14 protein-coding genes are annotated in these 21,555 nt (G+C 38.9%); 7 read left to right on the top strand and 7 right to left on the bottom strand.

Annotated features, from left to right (window positions below; translation table 11 throughout):
• Nucleotides 1–27 precede the first annotated feature (27 nt).
• On the bottom strand, nucleotides 28–1,815 hold the full coding sequence (locus J4051_RS01875) for a M61 family metallopeptidase (protein ID WP_208232029.1): 1,788 nt from the start codon (nucleotides 1,813–1,815) through the stop codon (nucleotides 28–30).
• Between the two features lie 251 nt (nucleotides 1,816–2,066).
• Between J4051_RS01875 and J4051_RS01870 the strand changes: the two genes are divergently transcribed.
• From J4051_RS01870 to J4051_RS01850, 5 genes are all read left to right on the top strand, one after another.
• Nucleotides 2,067–2,483, top strand: coding sequence for a DUF2007 domain-containing protein (locus J4051_RS01870; protein WP_208232027.1), 417 nt, complete (start codon nucleotides 2,067–2,069; stop codon nucleotides 2,481–2,483).
• Between the two features lie 223 nt (nucleotides 2,484–2,706).
• Nucleotides 2,707–3,342 carry a hypothetical protein gene (locus tag J4051_RS01865; protein WP_208232026.1) on the top strand — a complete coding sequence of 212 codons (636 nt, stop codon included), beginning with the start codon at nucleotides 2,707–2,709 and terminating at the stop codon, nucleotides 3,340–3,342.
• A complete protein-coding gene (locus J4051_RS01860) occupies nucleotides 3,311–4,738 on the top strand; it encodes a flotillin family protein (RefSeq protein WP_208232025.1) in 1,428 nt (475 codons plus the stop codon). The genes J4051_RS01865 and J4051_RS01860 overlap by 32 nt, the downstream gene beginning before the upstream one ends.
• A 322-nt stretch (nucleotides 4,739–5,060) precedes the next feature.
• Nucleotides 5,061–5,924, top strand: coding sequence for a cupin-like domain-containing protein (locus J4051_RS01855; RefSeq protein WP_208232024.1), 864 nt, complete (start codon nucleotides 5,061–5,063; stop codon nucleotides 5,922–5,924).
• A 65-nt stretch (nucleotides 5,925–5,989) separates the two neighbouring features.
• Nucleotides 5,990–6,481 (top strand): DUF6646 family protein, encoded by a 492-nt coding sequence (locus J4051_RS01850; protein WP_208232023.1) that lies wholly within the window; start codon nucleotides 5,990–5,992, stop codon nucleotides 6,479–6,481.
• Nucleotides 6,482–6,904: 423 nt separating this feature from the next.
• On the opposite strand, the gene J4051_RS01845 is transcribed toward J4051_RS01850, so the two are convergent.
• A complete protein-coding gene (locus J4051_RS01845) occupies nucleotides 6,905–7,375 on the bottom strand; it encodes a regulatory protein RecX (RefSeq protein WP_208232022.1) in 471 nt (156 codons plus the stop codon).
• 115 nt (nucleotides 7,376–7,490) lie between these two features.
• On the opposite strand from J4051_RS01845, the gene J4051_RS01840 reads away from it, so the two are divergent.
• On the top strand, nucleotides 7,491–12,044 hold the full coding sequence (locus J4051_RS01840) for a choice-of-anchor D domain-containing protein (RefSeq protein WP_208232021.1): 4,554 nt from the start codon (nucleotides 7,491–7,493) through the stop codon (nucleotides 12,042–12,044).
• A 99-nt stretch (nucleotides 12,045–12,143) separates the two neighbouring features.
• Here the strand turns inward: J4051_RS01840 and J4051_RS01835 are convergent, their stop codons facing one another.
• From J4051_RS01835 to gdhA, 4 genes are all read right to left on the bottom strand, one after another.
• Nucleotides 12,144–14,555, bottom strand: a complete 2,412-nt coding sequence (locus tag J4051_RS01835) for a TonB-dependent receptor plug domain-containing protein (protein ID WP_208232019.1) — start codon at nucleotides 14,553–14,555, stop codon at nucleotides 12,144–12,146.
• A gap of 16 nt (nucleotides 14,556–14,571) precedes the next feature.
• Nucleotides 14,572–15,291: a DNA repair protein RecO gene (gene recO, locus J4051_RS01830; protein WP_208232018.1), complete on the bottom strand. Its 720-nt coding sequence runs from the start codon at nucleotides 15,289–15,291 to the stop codon at nucleotides 14,572–14,574.
• A gap of 20 nt (nucleotides 15,292–15,311) precedes the next feature.
• Nucleotides 15,312–17,672 carry a type IX secretion system anionic LPS delivery protein PorZ gene (gene porZ, locus J4051_RS01825; RefSeq protein ID WP_208232017.1) on the bottom strand — a complete coding sequence of 787 codons (2,361 nt, stop codon included), beginning with the start codon at nucleotides 17,670–17,672 and terminating at the stop codon, nucleotides 15,312–15,314.
• A gap of 126 nt (nucleotides 17,673–17,798) precedes the next feature.
• On the bottom strand, nucleotides 17,799–19,139 hold the full coding sequence (gdhA, locus tag J4051_RS01820) for an NADP-specific glutamate dehydrogenase (protein ID WP_208232016.1): 1,341 nt from the start codon (nucleotides 19,137–19,139) through the stop codon (nucleotides 17,799–17,801).
• A gap of 305 nt (nucleotides 19,140–19,444) precedes the next feature.
• Here gdhA and J4051_RS01815 point away from each other — a divergent pair, with 305 nt between their 5' ends.
• Entirely contained in the window at nucleotides 19,445–20,251 is an 807-nt protein-coding gene (locus tag J4051_RS01815; protein WP_208232015.1) for a THC0290_0291 family protein, read from the top strand.
• A 67-nt stretch (nucleotides 20,252–20,318) separates the two neighbouring features.
• On the opposite strand, the gene J4051_RS01810 is transcribed toward J4051_RS01815, so the two are convergent.
• Nucleotides 20,319–21,458, bottom strand: coding sequence for a cystathionine gamma-synthase (locus tag J4051_RS01810; RefSeq protein ID WP_208232014.1), 1,140 nt, complete (start codon nucleotides 21,456–21,458; stop codon nucleotides 20,319–20,321).
• Between the last annotated feature and the right edge of the window lie 97 nt (nucleotides 21,459–21,555).

Genomic DNA, 21,555 nt, shown 5'->3' with positions numbered 1-21,555 from the left:
AAGCGTGATTTTTTTGTTTTACATCCATTATATTTTAGAATTTAACCAACTCCTGCGGTTATCTTTTATCTTTTTGTCCAATTCCTTAGAGTTTTCTTCCATCAGTTTCAGATCATAAGATACATCGGTTGCAACGGTGAGCATTCTTTCGTTTTGCGATCCGAAACGCTCGTATATTACAGTAATCTCCACTCCTGCTTTAAAAGTACTTAGTACCGAATTGATGCTTACATTCCCGTCCAGCGCGATCTCTCCTATTTTGTGTATCTTATCGCCCTTTTGAAAACCAGCTTTATAGGCAGAAGATCCTATTTTAGGATTATTCACTATTCTCTGATTTCTGACCGACGCACCAAAATCAATGTCGTTTTTGGTTACAAGAGTCACGCCTACCAGTTTCAATAATTGCTGGTAATCTGGCATTCCACTTTTAAAAATATAATTGTTGAAAAAATGATCGCCAAATTCCCTTCCCGCATAGGTGTTCAAACTTTGGTGCAGATCTTCTACCGTATATGGAATCTCCGTTCTACCATAAGCTTTCCAAACTATGGTCATATAGTCATCAAGATTTAAATTCTTTTCTCTTAAGGATAGATCCAAGGCCAATCCTAACATACTTCCATAAGAATAGTAGGAAATAAAAGTGTTTTCTCTATTTGTGTCATCCACCGATCTCGCGGCATCTACGAAAGGCGCTTGGTAGCTCATTTCTATAGGCGTGAAGTACTGTCTTCCAGGAGACGTCCATACATAGTTAAAAGTTCTTGTAAGTCCTTCAATATACTTCTCTTGACTCATAATCCCGGATCTTACCAAAGACAAATCATCATAATAACTCGTGAATCCTTCGGCAAACCACAAATCGCCACTCACATTGGCTCTCGAAAAATCAAAAGGTTCCAAGGATTTTGGACGCAGGCGTTCCACATTCCAAATATGGAAAAACTCATGGGCTACCGTACCAATATTTAGTTCAAGACCGCCTTTGGATAAACTCCTTGAACTCGGAATGGACGTAGAGTTTCGATGCTCCATCCCATCGCCAGTAGCATTTGGCATATAACAGGCCAAGAAAATATACTCGCCATAATCAAAACTTGGCAGTTCGCCAAAAACCTGGATTTGCTCTAAAACCACTTTTTTGACTTTTTGAAAATACGCATCCAATTGTTCTTCGCTAGCCGCATCGTCGTGCAATGCAAAGATTATCTTTTGGTCCTTGACCATAAAAGAACGTTTTCTGAAATCCGCAACCTCCACCGGACTGTCCATGAAATATTGAAAATCCTTTGCATAATAAGTGTTGTCATGGTGGTGTTTAAGTTGGGTGGCAACCTTCCAATCCAAATCCTCCCGAACATCAAACGTCACCTCTATTTCTTGTTCCTCAAGTTCTGGAACATAGATAAAAGTCGCTGGTAAATTCAAATGGGCGTGGGTTTCGTCAATCTGTGCATACGTACCATCGCCGTGGTTGGCAAATAATGTATAGCTGACGTGTATGGTGCCGTCATGACCTTTAACCCTCCAGGAATATGGATCTGGTCGCGTGGCAATAAGTTCGTTTCCTTTTCCGTCGGTTACCTTTACATTGTAAACATTTTTCGCAAACTCATGTAAGGCATATCGTCCTGGAGAAGAACGGCTCATGGCAAATTCAGCCTCAGCCGCTTTTAGATTGGTGAATGTGGCGTTGATAGTGGCTTCGTGATGAATGGCATTTTCAAATGAAATGTTATATTTTGAAGAGATTTGGGCCTGAAAAACGAAAGAGCACAGAAAAAAAGTCAGAGAGAAAACAATTCGGATCATGGGTTTAAGATTTTGATTCGTAAATATACGATGATTTTAAAAAATTTTAAGATCTAACAATTCCTATGTTTTATATACAAAATATTTCAGCCTATAATAGACCTCACAGGTTTCTAAAACTTGTGAGGTCTTCGTATATTTACGAAATGATTCCTATAAAACAGTAAATAATATAGATATCCAATAACTTGACATACGTGTCTTTTATTAGGTAGGCTTCATGAATTTGTAGATTATACTACCCTTGCCTTATGAAAACCGAAACCTTTACAACTGTTGCCGTATTTCAATATTCTACAGAGGCTCAGATTATTAAAGGCCGACTGGAATCTGATGGTATTGAAGTTTTTCTGTCTGACAATCTTACGATTGATACAGATCCATTAGTGAGTAAAGCTATTGGTGGGATCAAACTGAAAGTACTCTCCTATCAGGCGGTAGAAGCCCAAATGATTCTAAGTTCCATTCAAAAATATTCTTTAGATGATGCAGGGAATTCCATCCGTTGTCCCAATTGCAAGAGTACTTACATCGAATTATTCTCCACAATCAAAGATCTGAAATCACTATTTTGGTTTCTTTTTGGAGTCCTGTTTTCTTCACTCCCATTTTATACAAAACATAAATATCGGTGTGAAATGTGCGACACAGAATTTGATTTAAAATAAGGCCCCTATCTTTCATCCCGACATTTGGAATAGAAAAACAATATATTTTGTAACAAAAACCTTCATTTGCCTACAAATAATTAAAAGGTTGACCACAATCTTATATCATTATACTTAATGCGTATTATATATTCGTTTTAATGCAACAACCTTTTATCTAAAAAAATGGTCTAAGATTTTTAAAGGTCTTATATTTCGTTTTTAAACTATAAATTATCCGATTATGATGGAGTGGTTTTCAGATTTAGAATTGTTTGCCAAATTTTATTGGGTGATTGCCCTTATTGGCTCGCTCGTGTTTCTGATCATTGTCATAATGACACTTATAGGCATTGAAGGTGGTGAGGACTTTGATGATGTTGACACCTCGATTGATGCCGATACGGGCATTGAATTTCAATTCATTTCACTTAAAAACCTCATCGGCTTTTTTACGATTTTTGGATGGGCGGGAATTGCGTGCATAGGCGAAGGTCTTTCCAAACCAATCACCGTTTTAATTTCAGTAATATCCGGTATGGCCATGATGACCATTATGGCGGCCATGTTCCATTATATGAAAAAACTCACCGATAGTGGCACACTCGATTATAAAAATGCCATCGGCGCCATTGGCGAAGTCTATTTGACCATTGGCGAAAACCGTTCAAGAATGGGCAAGGTGAGCGTGCGTGTTCAAGGCACATTGCGAGAGCTCGACGCCCTTTCAGATTCTTTTACAGAATTAAAGTCTGGAACCATTATTAAAGTTGTAGATGTCACCAGCAACGGCATTCTAATTGTCGATCAAACCATTAAACCAATAGAACCCTTTAAACCAATAACCTATGAGATCCCTGCTGACACAAGAGACGTTTAATTTAGGGCTGCCCATTGCAGTCATTGTTGCGATCCTCTTTATTTTTGTATTTTTAATTATCCTTATCAAACGCTACAAACGCTGTCCTTCCGACAGAATTCTGGTAGTTTACGGTAAAGTTGGCGGTGGCCAATCAGCCAAATGCATCCATGGTGGTGCTGCCTTTATTTTTCCAGTGATCCAAGACTATTCATTTTTGACCTTGACACCAATGTCCATTGAGGTCAACTTGGTCAATGCACTTTCAAAACAAAACATTCGGGTCAACGTGCCTTCCAGATTTACAATTGGTATTTCAACAGAGCCAGGAGTGATGCAAAATGCGGCTGAACGTTTGTTAGGTTTAGCGATGGGCGACATTCAAGAATTGGCAAAAGAAATCATTTTCGGTCAATTGCGTTTGGTTGTAGCTTCCATGGACATTGAGGAAATCAACAACGATAGAGATAAATTCTTGACAAACATTTCACAAAGTGTGGAGTCAGAACTGAAAAAAGTAGGTCTAAAATTGATCAACGTCAATATTACGGATATTGTTGACGAATCTGGATATATCGAGGCCTTAGGTAAAGAAGCTGCTGCACATGCAATCAATGCCGCCCGTAAGTCGGTTGCTGAAAAAGTTAGAGACGGTTCCATCGGTGAGGCCAATGCGGTGCAAGATCAAAGGTCGCAAGTAGCTGCTGCCAATGCACAAGCGGTTGAAGGAGAAAACACAGCCAAAATTGCGGTTGCAAACTCCGATTCCTTAAGACGTCAACGCGAAGCGGAAGCAGAACGTGTGGCTACGGCATCAGAAAAAGTGCAAACAGCAAAAGGTTTGGAAGAATCTTATGCTGCCGAAAAAGAAGCAGAAATAGCAAGAGCTGAACGAGTGCGTTCCTCACAAATGGCCGACATCATCGTGCCTGCAGAAATCGACAAACAAAAAGTAGAAATCGATGCTGAAGCGGAAGCCGAACGCATCCGTAGAAGAGCAAAAGGTGAAGCCGATGCAATTCTATTTAAGGCACAAGCAGAAGCGCAAGGCCTTTATGAAGTCTTGACCAAACAAGCAGCAGGTTTAGACCAAATTGTGAAAGCTGCCGGTAACAATTCAAAAGATGCGGTATTGCTGTTGATTGCAGATAAACTACCAGAATTGGTGAAAACACAGGCAGAAGCCATTAAAAATATCAAAATTGATAAAGTAACCGTGTGGGAAAACGGCGGCACTGGTGATGGGAAATCATCAACGGCCAATTTTCTGTCTGGAATGTATAAATCTGTACCACCGTTACAGGACATGTTCAACATGGCCGGAATGGACCTACCAGAATATCTAAAAGGTAAGGATACTGCAGCGATTCAAAAGGATAGCTCCCAAACTAAGAGTGCTCCGAAAAAGGATGACTAGTCATTCCCGTATTTTTGAGGAATGAAGTCTTAGGTCATGATAGGATTATTTAATTCTTTGGGATGTAACATTATGAATCCAGTTAAAACGCATTGTCCATTGATGATGTCAAAATAAATAAAGTAATGAAAGACCTGCCTTCGCATGAAGTGCAGGTTTTTCTATTTGTATTAATGATAACAACTTTTGGCATGTACTCAAGACAAGTACTAATCTATAGTACAGCCCCACCGAACCTATCGTTGGGACAGTCAAACATTTAACATTCCTTTTAAAACATTTAATTCCGATTGCTTAACTTTGCAGGCTAAATCTTAATGTATTGGCACTAGATCTACAAGACATCCCTCGTGTAAAAACCATTACCAAAGAGGATTTTATAAAGCATTATTTCAAACCACAAAAACCGGTTGTAATTGAGCGATTTATTGAAGATTGGCCCGCTTATGAAAAGTGGCGATTAGATTACATTAAAGACATTGCAGGAGATAAGGTTGTGCCACTCTATGACGATCGGCCTGTCCATCATAAGGACGGGTTTAATGAGCCTCATGCCAAAATGAAAATGGCAGATTATATCGATCTTTTGAAACGTGAACCGACTAAATTTCGGATTTTCTTATGGAATGCACTCAAGGAAGTACCACAATTGCAGAACGATTATTCCTATCCTGATTTTGGTCTAAAACTGATGAAGGGTCTGCCAATGCTATTTTTTGGCGGCGAGAATTCACATACATTTATGCATTATGATATTGATTTGGCCAACATTTTCCATTTTCACTTTGAAGGAAAAAAACTATGTATTTTATTTGATCAGAAGCAAAATGATTATCTCTATAAAATCCCACATTCTTTGATTACCCGTGAGGATATTGATTTTTCAAATCCAGATTTGGAAAAATGGCCAGCACTTAAAAAAGCAAAAGGCTACAAAACAGAATTGAACCATGGCGAAGTGTTGTATATGCCAGAAGGTTATTGGCATTATATGAAATACCTAACTCCAGGATTTTCAATGAGTTTACGCGCTATTGCCAGAAATCCAAAAAACTTTGGGAAAGCTGTTTATAATATTGTTGTCATGCGGCATTTTGATACTTTTATGCGCAAGATAAAGGGCCAAAAATGGATTGATTGGAAAAATGAAAAAGCTATTAGCAGAACCCTAAAGAGTTTAGACTAAATACTTAGCGCGTTATTAAAAAACATAGTTATCTTTGCACGAAAATTAAACACAAATCTTTTATCATGAAAAAACTGATTGTAATCTTATGCGTCTTAAGCGTTTCTTTTGCAAATGCACAGGCTTTTATAGGTGAAACCGATAATAAATTTCAAATTGGAGCCAACTTCCAAGATAATGCAACAGGAATTAATGTGAGCTTTGATTATGGCCTTGGTGAAAACATCTCTGTAGGCGTTACAGGTGCGTATGCTTTAGGTGTGAGAGAAGAGTTAGATGCGAGTTTTGGTGACCGTTTTGACATCAAAGGTCGATTCAATGCCCATTTGGGAAGCGTTCTGAATGTCGATGAAAATTTTGATGTTTATCCAGGTTTGAACTTGAGTTTAAAGAACTTTGGTGGTCATGTTGGGGCTCGTTATTTTTTCTCAGATGGATTTGGAGTTTTTACAGAAGCGGTTTTCCCAATTGCAAAATACAAAACCAATATCACCAATCCAGCGCATTACATCTATAATCAATTTGTAGTTAATATTGGCGCGTCATTTAACTTATAAACGACAATTTAATTGATAGATAAAACTGTATGGTTCTTAGGAATGGTACGGTTTTTTTGTTGTCTGTTGTCAAAAATCAAAATTCTTCAATCGTTAATCGTAAACCCCGTCTCCGCAAGAGCTTCGGACGGGCAGATGTTAATCAAACTTCGCGATTTTCTCATCACTCATATCTTTAAATTTAGAATTATTTCCCGCGGATCGTACAGATTTTCGCAGACACTTTCCGAACTATGTGAAACTTCCTGATTAGTGTGGATAATTAAAAAAACTTCGTTATTCGTTATTCAAAAATCAAAATTCTTCAATCGTTAATCGTTAATCGTTAATTAAACTTCACAATTTTTCACACATCTCTCACCACTCACCTCTAATCCCTAACCCGCCCGTACCGAAAAGGCACGTTCGGGCGGGTCCCTATCCCTAAAACACCTCATTCACCTTCTCATACACCAAATGGCTTTCCCATCCTCTATAAAACAGATAATCTGCCAATTTTTTCTTTTTCTTTAAAACGTTCGTTTCTTTGATACTTTCTGCCTTCTTTTCAGCCATCGCATGGAAGGTTTCCAAATATTCTTGATCGGTTATGGTTTGAAGTGCCATGGTGATCAGAGTTTTTCCGATGTCCTTTTGCTTAAGCTCACGCGTTAATCGTACTTTCCCCCATTTTTTAATTCTGAATTTTCCACTGACGAAAGCTTTGGCGTAGCGCTCTTCATTCAAGAAGTTGTCCTGCATCAATTTCACCACAATATGGTCAATGGCATCAGGAATCATGTACATGCCACGAAGTTTTTGGATGACCTCCTTATGACAGCGCTCTTGATAACTGCAGTAGCGTTCCATTCTCTTTAAGGCTTCATCGACGGTATAGGTTTTTTTCGAAAACATATGCAAAAATAGCAACTATTTTATAATTACTCATAAATCATAACATGTTGAACATAAGACATTTTAGCTTATATTTGATAAGCTGTGTTAGCAATAAGTATTAATTAATTTTCTCATGATTAAAAAATACGTCCTCTTATTGGTAGCATTTTTATGCTTTGGTCTGTTCGGGTATGGGCAGGGCTCGGAGAGTTTTACGAATAGTAACGCCACCGCCAGTTATACTAATGGATCTTATCTTGGAGACAACGGTATAACCTGGACCTACGTAGAGTCTCGCAACCAAGGGGATTTTCCTATCACAGGGAGTAGCTTGATGTTGAGACGTGTTTCTGACCAAAGCAGAGTCACTTCTTCTCCAATACCAAATGGCATTGGGAGCTTTACATGCCGTCTCTTAAAAGGATTTACAGGAGCCGGAAACAGACAAGTTGAATTGTTTGTCAACGGCGTTTCCCAAGGCACTTCTATTGCTTGGGACAACACGACAGTCCAGACCTTCACAGTAAACACAATCAATATCACTGGTGATGTCATCATAGAAATAAGAAACATCACTCCATATCAAGTTGTCATTGATGACATTGTATGGACCGCAGCTTCAACAACCACCGTGGATAATTGCAATCTGCAATTTCCTCAAAATGGAAATATCGCAGTAGGAGACGGGTTTGATGTCTATGCCCAAGTTTACAAAGCAGGCGTTACGGAAGCTGCGGGACCAGATTCTGGAATGGCAGCCTGGATTGGCTATAACACCATTGACAATAACCCAAATTCATCTGGATGGACATGGCTTCCTGCAGCTTATAACGCCCAAGCAGCTAATAACCATGAATATGTCGCCAACATCGGACCAGCATTAGCTTCTGGCAATTATTATTACGCCAGCCGATTCCAATTGGATGATGGACCCTACAGATATGGTGGTTATAGCGGATTGGGTGGTGGCTTTTGGAATGGAACTTCCAACCGAAGCGGTGAATTAAGTGTGGATACCGTCGATTTCTGCAACCTCCAATTCCCGGGTTTTGGAAGCATCAATTTAGGTGATGATTTTGATATTTACGGACAAGTTTATGAAGAAGGCGTCACTCCCGGTGTTGGACAAGGCCATGGAATTATTGCAGAGATAGGTTTTAGTCTTACCAATTCCAATCCAAATACTTGGACCAATTGGATCCCTGCAACTTATAACATTAATTGTTTAGATTGTAATAATGGACAAAATGATGAATATAGTGCCAATTTAGGCGCTGTCATCACCAGTCCTGGAACTTACTACTACGCCACCCGTTTTCGGCTGAATGGTGGGATCTGGTCCTACGGCGGTATTCTGGCTGATGGTTCGGCGGGGAACTTTTGGGATGGCACCACCTATATTTCAGGGGTATTAAATGTTATGGCTCCTGAAATTAGAGTGGAGGCCAACGTCCATCCTTATCTTGAGATTGCCAATGGAGAAATGTCTCCTTTTAGTTTAAGAAATACGTTGTTTGCCGCACAATACGTAGGGGCATCACAGTCCAAAACCTACCGTATTCTAAACCTTGGGAATTTGGATCTAACCGTATCAAGCGTGATTATCATGGGCCTCAATCCTGGGGATTTTACCATCACAGTGCATCCGGCAACGACCATCCTTCCTGGAACATTTTCAATTTTAGAAATTGAATTTTCTCCCTTGGTAGCTGGTGTAAGAAACGCAATGGTCTCCATAGTCAACAACGACAATGATGAAAACCCTTACACTTTCGCAATCCGAGGGACAGGACTTTGTGTCGCTACGAGCACTATGATAGCTCCAACAAATGGACCTGCAGGAACCATCGCGACCGTTACCGGAACCAATTTCGACAGCTCAACTTCCGGAAGCATGAACGGCATTGCCATGGCAACCGCATTTATTAATTCGACCACAATTGAAGTGACCATTCCAGAACAAGCATCTACAGGTCAGATTGTGGTTGTGAACAATATTGGATGTACAAGCACAATTCCCTTTACCGTTATAGACAGCCAAATTGGAGGCTGCGAAGGAATTCCTGCGCTTTCCGACCTATTTATCAGCGAGATTACTGACGCCACGGTAGGCGGATTAAGTTATATAGAAATCTATAACGGTACGGGTGCAACAGTCTTTTTGGGAGCATATTCTTTAGCCATCTATAACAACGGATCAAGTGCTCCTACCAATACGTTTTCACTTCAAGATGTCCCTCTAGCAAACAATTCAACCTATGTCGTAGCCATTGGGGTTGCGGCAAATCCGACCAATTCAAACTCCTGTCCACAAGATGGCGGAAATGGTCAATTTGCGGCTCTAACAAACACGCTTATAAGCGGCATCAACAAAAAGGATAATGAACATGATGCGATCCGTTTATTAAAGTCCAACGGAACAGAAGTTGTCGATGAGTTTGGAGTCTATATGGACAACTCTTGGATGGATGCTACCATAATTACCGGTGACCGTGGCTTTAACTTTAGACGCTTAAATATAGCCTCACTGCTTCCGAATCCTATTTTTAATCTTAGCGACTGGAATGTCATTGACTGGGTAGGTTCAGGCCCCAGCTCTTGCCATACAAACGATTATTCTGATATTGGCCATTTCGATTTTTCAGGCGGGGCATCGCCTACGCTCACCCTACACCCTGTGGCACCAAGCTCAGGTTGTGTTTTAAATGCCTCACTGACAGTATCGGGTACGGAAGGGGTTCCAGGTGGGTATTCCTTAATGTATCAATGGTATTATAATGCCCCTGGGACAACGAATTGGATAGAAATATTAGAGACAAATCTTGACTACTCCGGTCAACAAACTGACCACTTAAATATCTTAAGCACACTTGATTTGGACGGTTATCAATATTATGCACAAATCCGTGAGAACAATGCCACCTGCTTTTCAGCGAGCAATGTGGTAAGATTAGAAATCAATCAGACGACCTGGGATGGCTTCAATTGGCATCCGTCAATTCCAGACGATCAGACAACTGCAATTATTAACGGGCATTATACCACAAGTCCTACATCTGGAAGTTTTACGGCCTGTAGCCTTGTTGTCAATTCCGGATTTACCTTAAATATCACGGAAAATTATTACGTGGAAGTCATTACGGATGTGATTGTCAACGGAAATTCGCCAATGGACTTTGGAGACATCTTTGTCGATAGTAATGCAGCATTTGTGCAACGCGGTGATGATGCAAATGCGGGTACCTTTACTTTGGAAATCCCAGCTGCCGCACGGGTGAGAAAACACACAGCCCAAAAACAAAATTGGTATGACTACACTTATTGGAGTTCACCTGTAACCAATGAAACCGTCGAATCTGCGTTAAGCATGGCTTCTCCCAACAGACGGTTTTATTTTGAGGCGGCAAATTATGAAGACACCAATGGTGACGATGTAGATGATAATGGTGACGATTGGCAGTTGGCTACAGGACGGATGATTCCGGGTGTAGGTTATGCATCTACTTCCAACAACTCTGGAACATTTCCACGAAGTGATACAACGACATTTAGTGGCGAATTCAATAACGGAAACATTTCTTTAACCATTCATACAAATAACATTGAGACCGACAATGACTGGAATTTTATTGGCAATCCATACGCATCTGCTATCGATTTCAAACTCGTTCATAGTCACAATTCGGATGTCATATCCGGCGCCGCTTATCTATGGTCTCAGGCCAGTCCTCCTTTAGCCAGTAATCCCGGCAATCAAGTGCTTAACTTTAATAGAAATGATTACGCCATCATTACGGTGGGAAGTGGAAATACAGCTGGTGGAACGGCGGAAATCCCTTCTGATTACATTCCATCAGGGCAAGGTTTCTTTGTTATTGGAATCCATGACGGTGGCACATTGACCTTCAAAAATTCCATGAGGATGGCGGATGCCACTAGTAATTCTCAGTTTTTTAGGAATGCTACTTCAGAAGTACCAAATAAATTCTGGATCAACCTCACTTCAGATAATGGCATCTTCAATCAAATTTTGGTGGCTTATGTGGAAGGTGCAACCGATGGGGTTGATGGATTTGCCTATGATGCTGAACGCAATCTTTCAACGGGCTTAAGTGCTATCATCTACACAGAAATCCCAGAAAGCATTAAGAAATATGCTATTCAAGGAAAAGCTATAAACAGTTTAAATTTAGATGAAGCAGTCGCTTTAGGGTTTAAAACTTCTATTTCACAACCTACCTTATATAAATTGTCCATCGCCCAATTACAAGGTGAATTTTTTGATGAAAACAATCTGTTTATAAAAGATAATTTACTGGATATTGAGCATAATTTGTCGGTCTCCGATTATAACTTTACTTCAGCAACTGGCGAATTCAATGATCGTTTCGTTATTTCTTTTAAAAATCAAACCTTATCCGCAGCTGAATACATTTTGGACACCACTGAGGTGTCGATTATCGGACTCAGTAACGGGCAAGTTGAATTCTCTGTCGGACAAAATCTGAGCATCAAATCCGTTGAAATTATGGATGTATTGGGCAGTACGCTACATCATCTAAAAGGCAGCAATGCCAAGGAAGTTTATAGTCTCAATCATTTGAGTCAAGCCGCTTATATCGCCCGTGTAGAACTCTCCAACGGACAAATAATTTCCAAACGGTTTGTTCTTAATTCTGGGTTCTGAGTTTCAGGTTTCGAGTTTTGCAATCTAAATTTGATTATTCAATATTCTATGCAGCTCTTAATTCAACAATCTTAAATCCTCAATCAACAATCAACAATCCTAAAGCGTATATTTTAAAGCCACAATCAAATTTCGCCCTGGGGCTGCGATCCCTGAAGAGTATGGTTTATAGCGCTGATCGGTAATATTTTCCAAGCTTGCCGTTAGAGATATCGCATCACTAAACTCATATTGGGTTCTTAAATTCAGCGTGTACCATGACGGTGAATAGGGATTGCTATTGCCATCCAACGCGTAGATATAATCCTTGTTCTGTTCGGAAGGTGCTAATTGATGGTAAGGTAATTCAGCGTTATATTTAACAAATCCATCGATCTGGAGCCTGTTATTTTGCCATAATAGATGCGTGGCACCAAACTGTGGAGCGGCGTGCCGCAACGGTTTTTTTTCTCCGTTATTACCCTCTTCTTCACCTCCAATAATATTGTAATGAGATTTCAATTTTAAGGCTTTCGTAAAATTGACCTGCATGCCCAACTCAAAACCATAAATGCGTGATTCTGCGGCATTCTGAATGGCCTGAACAGTGCTCATCTCGCCATCATAGACAATTTCGGAGGCACCATTTAATCTAAAATCCCGACGGACTAATGTATTGTCCAAATGCGTATAGTAAGTGGCCATATCCAAAATAAACACATTTTCAAAATTCAGTTTGACACCAAATTCAAGACCGTAGGCATATTCAGGTTTCAAATCATCATTTGGCACGACTACTGAACCAGGTTCGGAATCGAAAACTTTTCCAATATCATCAATATTCGGTGCTCTAAAGGCCGATGACACATTCAACCTCAGACCTAGTGTCTGATTCGGATTCCAGTTGGCTCCTGCTGTTCCCGTAAAAGCACCGGTATTGATCTTAGTTGTGGTAAATGGCAATTCGAGATAGGCATTGTTTTCTGTAAAATCAGCATTGATCATCACGTGATTGTAACGAACACCCGTTTGCAACACAAACTTTGGATTGGGTTTAAACTTAAGGCTTGTGTAAGCAGCCACAGATTGCCAATCGGATCCGTTGGGATAACGTGATACTGTCGGCATAGTAATTCCTGTTTGGACGTCTTCTATCATCCCATTGGAGATGACCTGATTGTAGATGTATTCCAAGCCATAGAAGAACTCCATTCTTTTGCCCAATTGCTTTTCAAGATCTATATTAAAGGAAATGGCATCCACTGCTTCTTCCCTAATTGTTCGATCAGTTTTATTGAAATCTCTATCCATTCTACTTTCCTGAAAATTTTGATAGGCTACTGTAGATTGAATTTTATCATAAAGATTGGAATTACTACTCAACTTCGTTACTTGCAAATTTCCCATAAACCAACGCTGTGGCCCGTAATTCCATTCTGCAGAACGCAAATTCTCTTTTTTATAACGAATCAATCTGTCATATCTTGAGTACTCTGATGTTGTGGTATAATATAAACCCAGATCAAAGCTCCAGTCTTCCTTGGGCTCATACCTGACCTTCTGCAAAAAATTAATTTGGTCATAGCCTGTAGGGGTTTGTACTTGATCATTCTCATTTTGGACGACACTATCAACACCTCCAGAAGTGTGTACATATTCAGGTCTGATATAATCTATAGGGCCATGGCTGCCCATTCTCAAATCGTCAAAATCAGTATAGCTCACACTGGTTAAAAAGGCCCATTTTTTCAATCCGAAATTCAAATCCAGATGCCCTGTTTTCTCTTTATTGGCCGTGGCATATCTTCCTACAACATGTCCTTTAAAATAGAGGGAATCAGAATAAGAAAGTTGTGGCGTTTGGGTATAGAAGCTCATCACCCCACCAATGGCATCACTACCATAAACCACAGAGCCCGCACCTAAAGTAACTTCTGTATTCTGAATGGTAAAAGGATCTATGGAAATTACATTTTGCAAATTACCTCCTCTAAAAATGGCGTTGTTCATGCGTACACCATCTACCGTCATCAAAAGACGGTTGGTAGACAAACCTCTTATCATCGGACTTCCGCCACCCATCTGACTTTTTTGAATAAATACATTGCCGCTATTCTCCAATACATCTGCGCTGGTCTGAGGGTTTGCGAAAGCGATGGACTTCGCATTGAGATTAATAATCTTTTGAGGGATGTCACGTTTACTTTGTTGAAATTTTGATGCTGAGACCACAATTTCATCCAAACCTTCAATTTTAGGTTTTAAATACACTGTTCTATTGGTAATGTCTGAGACTATATAACTGCCACTTATATAAAGCAAGTGTTCTATAAAAATCAATTCATCTACTGAAAATCGACTTAAATTGGCAACACCATCAATATCAGAAGTTGTAGATTTACTTTTTGAAGCATTGTAAATTGCCGCTCCAGAAATCGGAAGGTTGGTGGATTCTTCTAAGATTTTAATATTCTGTGATTGTCCCGAACCAACTACGAGGAGGAAAGCACTTATCAAAAATAAAAATCTCATAGTGTAAAAGTTGGTTTTAGTGAAATACTTCATTAAATACTTGAAGTGATTTTGGTTTTCTAAAATCTGATAGATGCAATTCAAAATAAAGCAGTAATAAATTCAGAAAGGATTGCCGTTGTTTTGAATGCAGCTTTAAAGCATTCAAACTATCAAATTTTATGCCCAACAGCTGTTTCATGAGCACTAAATTTTCCCCTGTAATGGTATAAGGCATTTGCGGTTTGAGTTCAAAACTTCCTGAGCGCAAATTAAAGAATGGGAAGGTAGATTGTGAGGTGTCTGGATAAAACCCCAAGTGTTTGGAAAGTTCCAATAAAAACAATAAATGAAAATTTGCAAAGTCGGTTTCATGATCCAACCACTGAAGTGTGGTTTCCAAAAATTCATATAAGGATGGATTGGCTTCTTCTTCTTTTAAAGTAGACGTCAAAACTTCTGACAAAAACATAACAATAGCTCCTTTTAATATATTGGTGTGCATACTATGGTAGGGCACACTCAATCTAACATCTGTAATATAATGAAGGGATTGATTGGCACGGTAATTTTCTTCAATTTCCAATTGCGATAAGGGCTGGTAATACGCAATTTTGGAGTTGCTCTTTTTGCTTCTTAAAACCCCACGCAATAAATAACTGACGATTCCCCTGTTTTTGGTGTAGCATTTTACAATCACATCATGGTCTCCATATTTTATCTTGGAAAGAACAATGGCGTTGGTTTTAACTAACATAGTCTGTTTAAATGAGTGGCTTACCTGATAATCAATAATTTCAATACCTTGGTTTCGAAAGAATCCAAATCAGAAATCAAAATCAAATAAACTCCAGAAGCCACAATATTATTGGCTAAATTTTTACCATTCCAAATAGCGGTTCCTCCATCAATTGCAAAATTGTAACTGGAGCGTGCAGCTCTTAAATTGACTCTTGATTGCGCTTCAGCAACGAGATTACCTTCAATATCAGTGATTTTTATATTGACATTTTCAGTGATGCCTCTAATTTTGACCCCTTTATTAATATCATTTAAATTGCTGGCACCAAGAATATCATATTCTGGTCTTACAGGATTCGGATAAACAAAAGCACTTGATAATTCCTCTTCTGGTTTGGATCCACCGGAAGAAAAAGACACCAATCCTTTAGTCGTTGCAATATAAACTTTACCGTTTTGCGCATCAATAGAGATATCTTTTATGGAATTGGAAGGCAATGGGGAGTTCTTTGTGGTAAAGTGATATATGGTTTGTTGTCCGTCAGGAGAGAAATAAAAAACTCCGGCATCTAAAGTTCCAATCCACTTATTATTGGAGCCATCAACTTTGATATCTGTGATGAATTGGTTGGACAATAGTTCCTGAGGGATACCATCATCAAGTACTATAATTTCCTTCACGCTTGGGTTGGGGGCATCAAAAAAATTACCTGTATTATAAAGTACCCTCAATCCCTTTCGAGTACCGATCCACAGTTGATTATTGTTATCAATGGCAACTGCAGATACTATATTATCAGGCATGTTCTGCTCTTCAGAATTCAAGTATCTAATCTTGTTTCCGTTTTCAGTATAACCAATGACACCTTTCTTATAAGATGCCATCCATTTGGTACCATTTCTATCAATCACCAGATCACCAAAGCCAAATTCGTCATTAATAGGATCTTGAATAATTTCACTGAAACTATAACCCCGCCATTGTCCAGTGCTTGGATTGTAAGATTTCAACGGCTTATCCACGCGACAGGTTAAGGTCCATAATAATCCATTTCGATCAAATTGAGACCCAGTTTGTCTTATTGAAGGGTCATTGGCGGCAATTGTTTCCAGTCCACTGTTATTCTGATTGTACAATACAGTTGGCACATCATCATTAAGTTCCAAAATGCCTTGTTGACAAGCACTTATAAATACCTGTGATGGCTTGAAGGGATTAACAGCAACATAATTCAAGTTTTGGGCAGCTAAAAGACTACTAAAAGGCGTATTGATCCAATTTCCCTCAACTAAGTGGCTAAGCCCAAAATTGCGCAAAGGATAAGGATTGTATTCAACAGTATAATCTCCGTAGGTTACCCATAAATTATCATTACCAGCTTCAATTTTAAAAGCATCATTCATAAGTGGACCTTCAGGACCGATCACTTCATAAGCTGTTGGATTTGATAAGTTGGTTTTCAACATACCAATACTACTGGTTCCTATATAAATATGATTTTCAATAACTGTCGCGGCAGTAAATTTTGTGTTCAACTCAGATTGAAGCGTTGCTGTAGCCAAAGTACCAAAGCTACTATTGTACACGTAAACATTGCTTTCAGTGGTAATTATTAGATTTTTATTAACTGCCTTTGCATCCAGAGGCAAATTTGAATAAGTGAATAACGCTGTGAACCCACCATTGGAAATTTCGTAGATCACACGATTGGATTGGATGGCATACAGACGATTTCCAACGCTTTCAACCGAAAGAAAACTTCCATTCCCTAAGGTTTGCCACTGCTGATAGTCTATGAGGTTTGAATTTGATAATTCTGCTCGTTTTATAGCGTTATTATTCCCACAAGCTGCATAAATTGCATTATTCAATACCGTGGTTTGATTCACAGTAATTTGACTCCCTCCATTTCCGATAAAATAAGAATCTCCAAACTCCAGACGTTCTAAATTATAAACCGAAATTCCAAAGTCTGTAGAAACATAAGCCAAACCATCAAAAACATTAAAATGGTTAATGCGTTTAAGGTTTGGAGGAATGGTTTGCTTGTCGAGAATGTCTACCACCGATAATATTTCATTTTCGGGACCTGAAACAATTTCGATAAGGCCATTTTCATAGCCAATCAATAAGGTTTCATAAGCTTGACTATAGGCAATTGTTGAAATGGTCTCCCCAGACAAACCTTCTATTGTGGTTATGGTTTCTATTTCATCCGATGACAAATCAAAGGTGAAAATTGCATTTTCAGAAGCACCGTACACTTTATTATCACCAATAGCAACGTCCTTAATATTATAAAAGGAAAAATAACCTTGCCATAATGTTGAAAAATCCTGTGCCTGTGATGAAAGCACAAGGAAAAATAAAAAAACGGATGTTATCAGTTTTATCATAGAATACCAATAGATGCCAAAGATATTTATTACTAACGACATTTTTGGGCTATTCATATATTAAGAACATAAATAAGGCTTCAATAAGAATTTATTGAAGCCTTAAATCATTATTCTCTTGATAAATTATACGACGCCTTGTGACAACATAGCATCTGCTACTTTAACAAAACCGGCAATGTTTGCCCCTTTTACATAATCAACAAAACCATCTTCCTGCTTTCCGTAGGTCACACAAGATTGATGGATATCTTCCATTATGGTCACTAATTTCCCATCTATTTTCTCTCTATCCCAAGAAAGTTTTAAAGCATTCTGGCTCATTTCCAGCCCGGACGTTGCCACCCCACCTGCGTTGGCAGCTTTTCCTGGTCCAAATAAAACCCTCGCTTTTTGAAAGGCTTCAATGGCTTCTGGTGTACATGGCATATTAGCACCTTCGGCTACGACCATGATTTTGTTTTTTATAAGTATTTCAGCCTCTTCCTCATTCAGCTCATTTTGTGTGGCTGATGGCAAAGCAATATCCGCTTTTACCGACCAAGGTCTTCCTTCATGGAATGTTGCCGTTTTATATTTATCTACATACTCGCTTATTCTTCCACGCCTTACGTTTTTCAAATCCATAATAAATGCCAATTTATCAGCGTCTATACCGTCCCGATCATAAATATATCCTGAAGAATCAGACATTGTCAGTACTTTTGCACCAAATTCCGTTGCTTTTTCACAAGCATATTGTGCTACGTTTCCAGCTCCAGAAATAGATACTGTTTTATCCTTCATAGTGTCACCTTGCAGAGCCAACATGCTTCTTACAAAATACACACAGCCATACCCTGTCGATTCTGGCCTAATCAATGACCCGCCATAAGACAAGCCTTTACCAGTCAAAATTCCTGTAAATTCATTGCGGATTTTTTTGTATTGCCCAAACATGTAACCAATTTCTCGAAAACCAATACCAATATCGCCAGCCGGAATATCCGTGCTTTCACCAATATGACGGTACAACTCATTCATGAAAGATTGACAAAAGCGCATCACTTCGTTGTCGCTTTTCCCTTTTGGATCAAAATCAGACCCTCCTTTTCCACCTCCCAAAGGAAGTGTTGTAAGGGAATTTTTAAAGGTTTGTTCAAACCCTAAAAACTTTAGAATACTCAGATTTACGGTTGGATGAAAGCGCAGGCCCCCTTTATATGGACCCAAAGCCGAATTGAATTCAACTCTTATACCTCTATTTACCTGAATCTTACCATGATCATCAACCCATGGAACCCTGAAGATTATGGTACGCTCTGGTTCAACCATGCGCTCCAATAACATTTTATCTTGGTATTTGGGGTTGTCATCTATATAAGGTAGGATAGTTTCTGCTACTTCGTGAACTGCTTGTAGGAATTCCGGTTCATTGGGATTGTTTCTTTGTACATAGTCTAAAAAAGATACTAATTTCTCTGTCATTTATTAACTTATTATCAGCTTTTACTGCATTTAACCTCACAAATATAGGTAAATTAAAAATTTTGATGAATTTTTCTCAATAAAATATTATATCAATAATCAAAAATTGCGATATCTGTAATTTAATTAAGATTCATTAGTCTATTAATATTATTTTGCTGGAAATAGGGCTTAAAAAAACCGATATCACAACAGATGAAAATAAATTCTTAACCATAATCTTCACGTTGCTAATGTTTTGTTTGGAAGTTAAATCAGTTTTCATATATTTGTTAATACCAATTCCGTTAAATAAACAACACTATATGGCGCTTAGTTTGAAACAGTTATCCATAGTATCTGTATTTATTATGGGTATTTCATCAGGCTTTGCTCAAATCAGGTTCTCAAACGAATTAGGTATTATAGTTGGCCCTGTAGCTTTTCAATCGGATTTTGGTGAACGACGTGATTTTGAAAGCTCTACAGGCAATACAGGTTTTGGTATTGGTATTGTCCATTTCATGAATTTTGAGGACACTCCTGGTTATAAGCCTTTCGCCTATTTCAATGATCATTTCAAGTTACGTAGTGAGCTTTCTTATAATACAGCCAAACTTAAACATTTTGGCAAATGGGCAGACCCCGCCCGGCCAGGAGTAAATGCCGATAAGTTAAGGGCACATACTGGCGAAACCCAGAATTTCGATATTGGAGTGCAATTGGATTACTTTCCTTTCAGCCTTAGAGAGTTTTCCTATGCGACAAACTCTTTCACACCATTCGTGAGTTTTGGTGTCCATTTTACAGCATATAACCCCAAGGTTTATACAACCTATAATGACGGAAACCCAAAGAATTTAGATAATTTTTATGGTCCCTGGCATCGCTATTCCGATGGAACAATTAGGGATACTGAATTTGTAAACGCAGAAAAAGGAACCACTTTCTCACTGGTGGGAAGTATTGGGACACGGTACAAAGTATCCTACTACTCAGATTTAATGCTCGATTTAAGATGGCAACACTATTTCAGTGACGATGTTGATGGTTTAAACCATAAACTACCTTCTAACAAATCCAATGATTATATGCTATGGTTAAATATTGGGTATATTCATTACTTTGATTAACATTGAGTTACCCAACAAGAAAATTATTTTTTATATAGTTGTTTTTTTAAGTTATTCAAGTAGTATTCTAGCCTATCGCCTGTTTTAAATCGGCAATCAAATCTTCTTCATCTTCAATACCAACACTCAATCTTATTAAGGAGTCAACAATTCCGATTTTTTCCCGTTCCTCTTTGGGTATGCTGGCATGCGTCATACTTGCTGGATGTCCCGCAAGCGACTCTACACCTCCTAAAGACTCTGCCAAGGTGAAAATTTTCAAGTTTTCAACAATTTTGATGGCTTCTTTGTAATTGTTTCCTTTTGTGGTAAAAGATACCATTCCGCCAAAGTCTTTCATTTGCGCTTTTGCAATAGCATGATTCGGATGGTTTTCAAAACCTGGCCAATACACGTTTTCGATTTTCGGATGCTTGTTTAAATACTCCGCTACGGCCTTTCCATTTTCACAATGGCGCTGCATCCTTATGTGCAGGGTTTTAATCCCTCGCAACACTAAAAAACTATCTTGAGGGCCACACACCGCACCGCTTGCATTTTGGATGAAATACAATCTATCTGCAAGGTCTTTCTCTTTTACAATTAGTGCTCCCATAACCACATCACTATGGCCTCCCAAGTACTTTGTGGCCGAATGCATCACGATGTCAGCGCCCAAATCCAAAGGTTGCTGCAAATAAGGCGTTGCGAAGGTATTATCGACTGCCAATATAATCTTGTGTTTTTTTGACACCGCGGCCGTGGCTTTAATGTCAATAATATTCATCATGGGATTTGTGGGTGTTTCCACCCAGATCAACTTGGTATTTTTGTTGATATAAGATTCAATCTTAGCGGCATTCTCCATCCCAACAAAATGGAATTTAATTCCAAAACCTTCAAATATCTTGGTAAACAAACGATAAGTTCCGCCATAAAGATCATTTGTTGAAATGACCTCATCGCCAGGTTTGAGAAGTTTCATAATTGCATCAATGGCCGCCAAACCAGATGCAAAAGCCAAACCATGGGTTCCGTTTTCAATACTAGCAAATGAGTTTTCCAATGCCGTTCGGGTTGGATTACCACTTCTTGAGTATTCATATCCTTTATGACCTCCAGGAGTGGATTGCGCATAGGTTGTTGTTTGATATATCGGCGGCATCACAGCACCATAAGCCTTGTCATGCTCCTGATTGCCGTGAATGGTTTTTGTGTTGAATTTCATAACATCTGATTTTGTTCACAACAAATTTAACCTTTAAGTGGTTGGTTACAAAAGGATGTAATACCTTTATTGATTGTTTAACAAAACCTCAAATACC

It is taken from the genome of Gelidibacter pelagius, assembly GCF_017581925.1.
GTDB classification, from domain to species: domain Bacteria; phylum Bacteroidota; class Bacteroidia; order Flavobacteriales; family Flavobacteriaceae; genus Gelidibacter; species Gelidibacter pelagius.
This window is presented reverse-complemented; position numbering and strand designations above follow the sequence as displayed.

Bases quoted from the DNA above. Each gene is read 5' to 3' on its own strand.
- J4051_RS01875 (WP_208232029.1), bottom strand. From the start codon at position 1,815: ATGATCCGAATTGTTTTCTCTCTGACTTTTTTTCTGTGCTCTTTCGTT.
- J4051_RS01870 (WP_208232027.1), top strand. From the start codon at position 2,067: ATGAAAACCGAAACCTTTACAACTGTTGCCGTATTTCAATATTCTACA.
- J4051_RS01865 (WP_208232026.1), top strand. From the start codon at position 2,707: ATGATGGAGTGGTTTTCAGATTTAGAATTGTTTGCCAAATTTTATTGG.
- J4051_RS01860 (WP_208232025.1), top strand. From the start codon at position 3,311: ATGAGATCCCTGCTGACACAAGAGACGTTTAATTTAGGGCTGCCCATT.
- J4051_RS01850 (WP_208232023.1), top strand. From the start codon at position 5,990: ATGAAAAAACTGATTGTAATCTTATGCGTCTTAAGCGTTTCTTTTGCA.
- J4051_RS01845 (WP_208232022.1), bottom strand. From the start codon at position 7,375: ATGTTTTCGAAAAAAACCTATACCGTCGATGAAGCCTTAAAGAGAATG.
- J4051_RS01840 (WP_208232021.1), top strand. From the start codon at position 7,491: ATGATTAAAAAATACGTCCTCTTATTGGTAGCATTTTTATGCTTTGGT.
- J4051_RS01835 (WP_208232019.1), bottom strand. From the start codon at position 14,555: ATGAGATTTTTATTTTTGATAAGTGCTTTCCTCCTCGTAGTTGGTTCG.
- recO (WP_208232018.1), bottom strand. From the start codon at position 15,291: ATGTTAGTTAAAACCAACGCCATTGTTCTTTCCAAGATAAAATATGGA.
- porZ (WP_208232017.1), bottom strand. From the start codon at position 17,672: ATGATAAAACTGATAACATCCGTTTTTTTATTTTTCCTTGTGCTTTCA.
- gdhA (WP_208232016.1), bottom strand. From the start codon at position 19,139: ATGACAGAGAAATTAGTATCTTTTTTAGACTATGTACAAAGAAACAAT.
- J4051_RS01815 (WP_208232015.1), top strand. From the start codon at position 19,445: ATGGCGCTTAGTTTGAAACAGTTATCCATAGTATCTGTATTTATTATG.
- J4051_RS01810 (WP_208232014.1), bottom strand. From the start codon at position 21,458: ATGAAATTCAACACAAAAACCATTCACGGCAATCAGGAGCATGACAAG.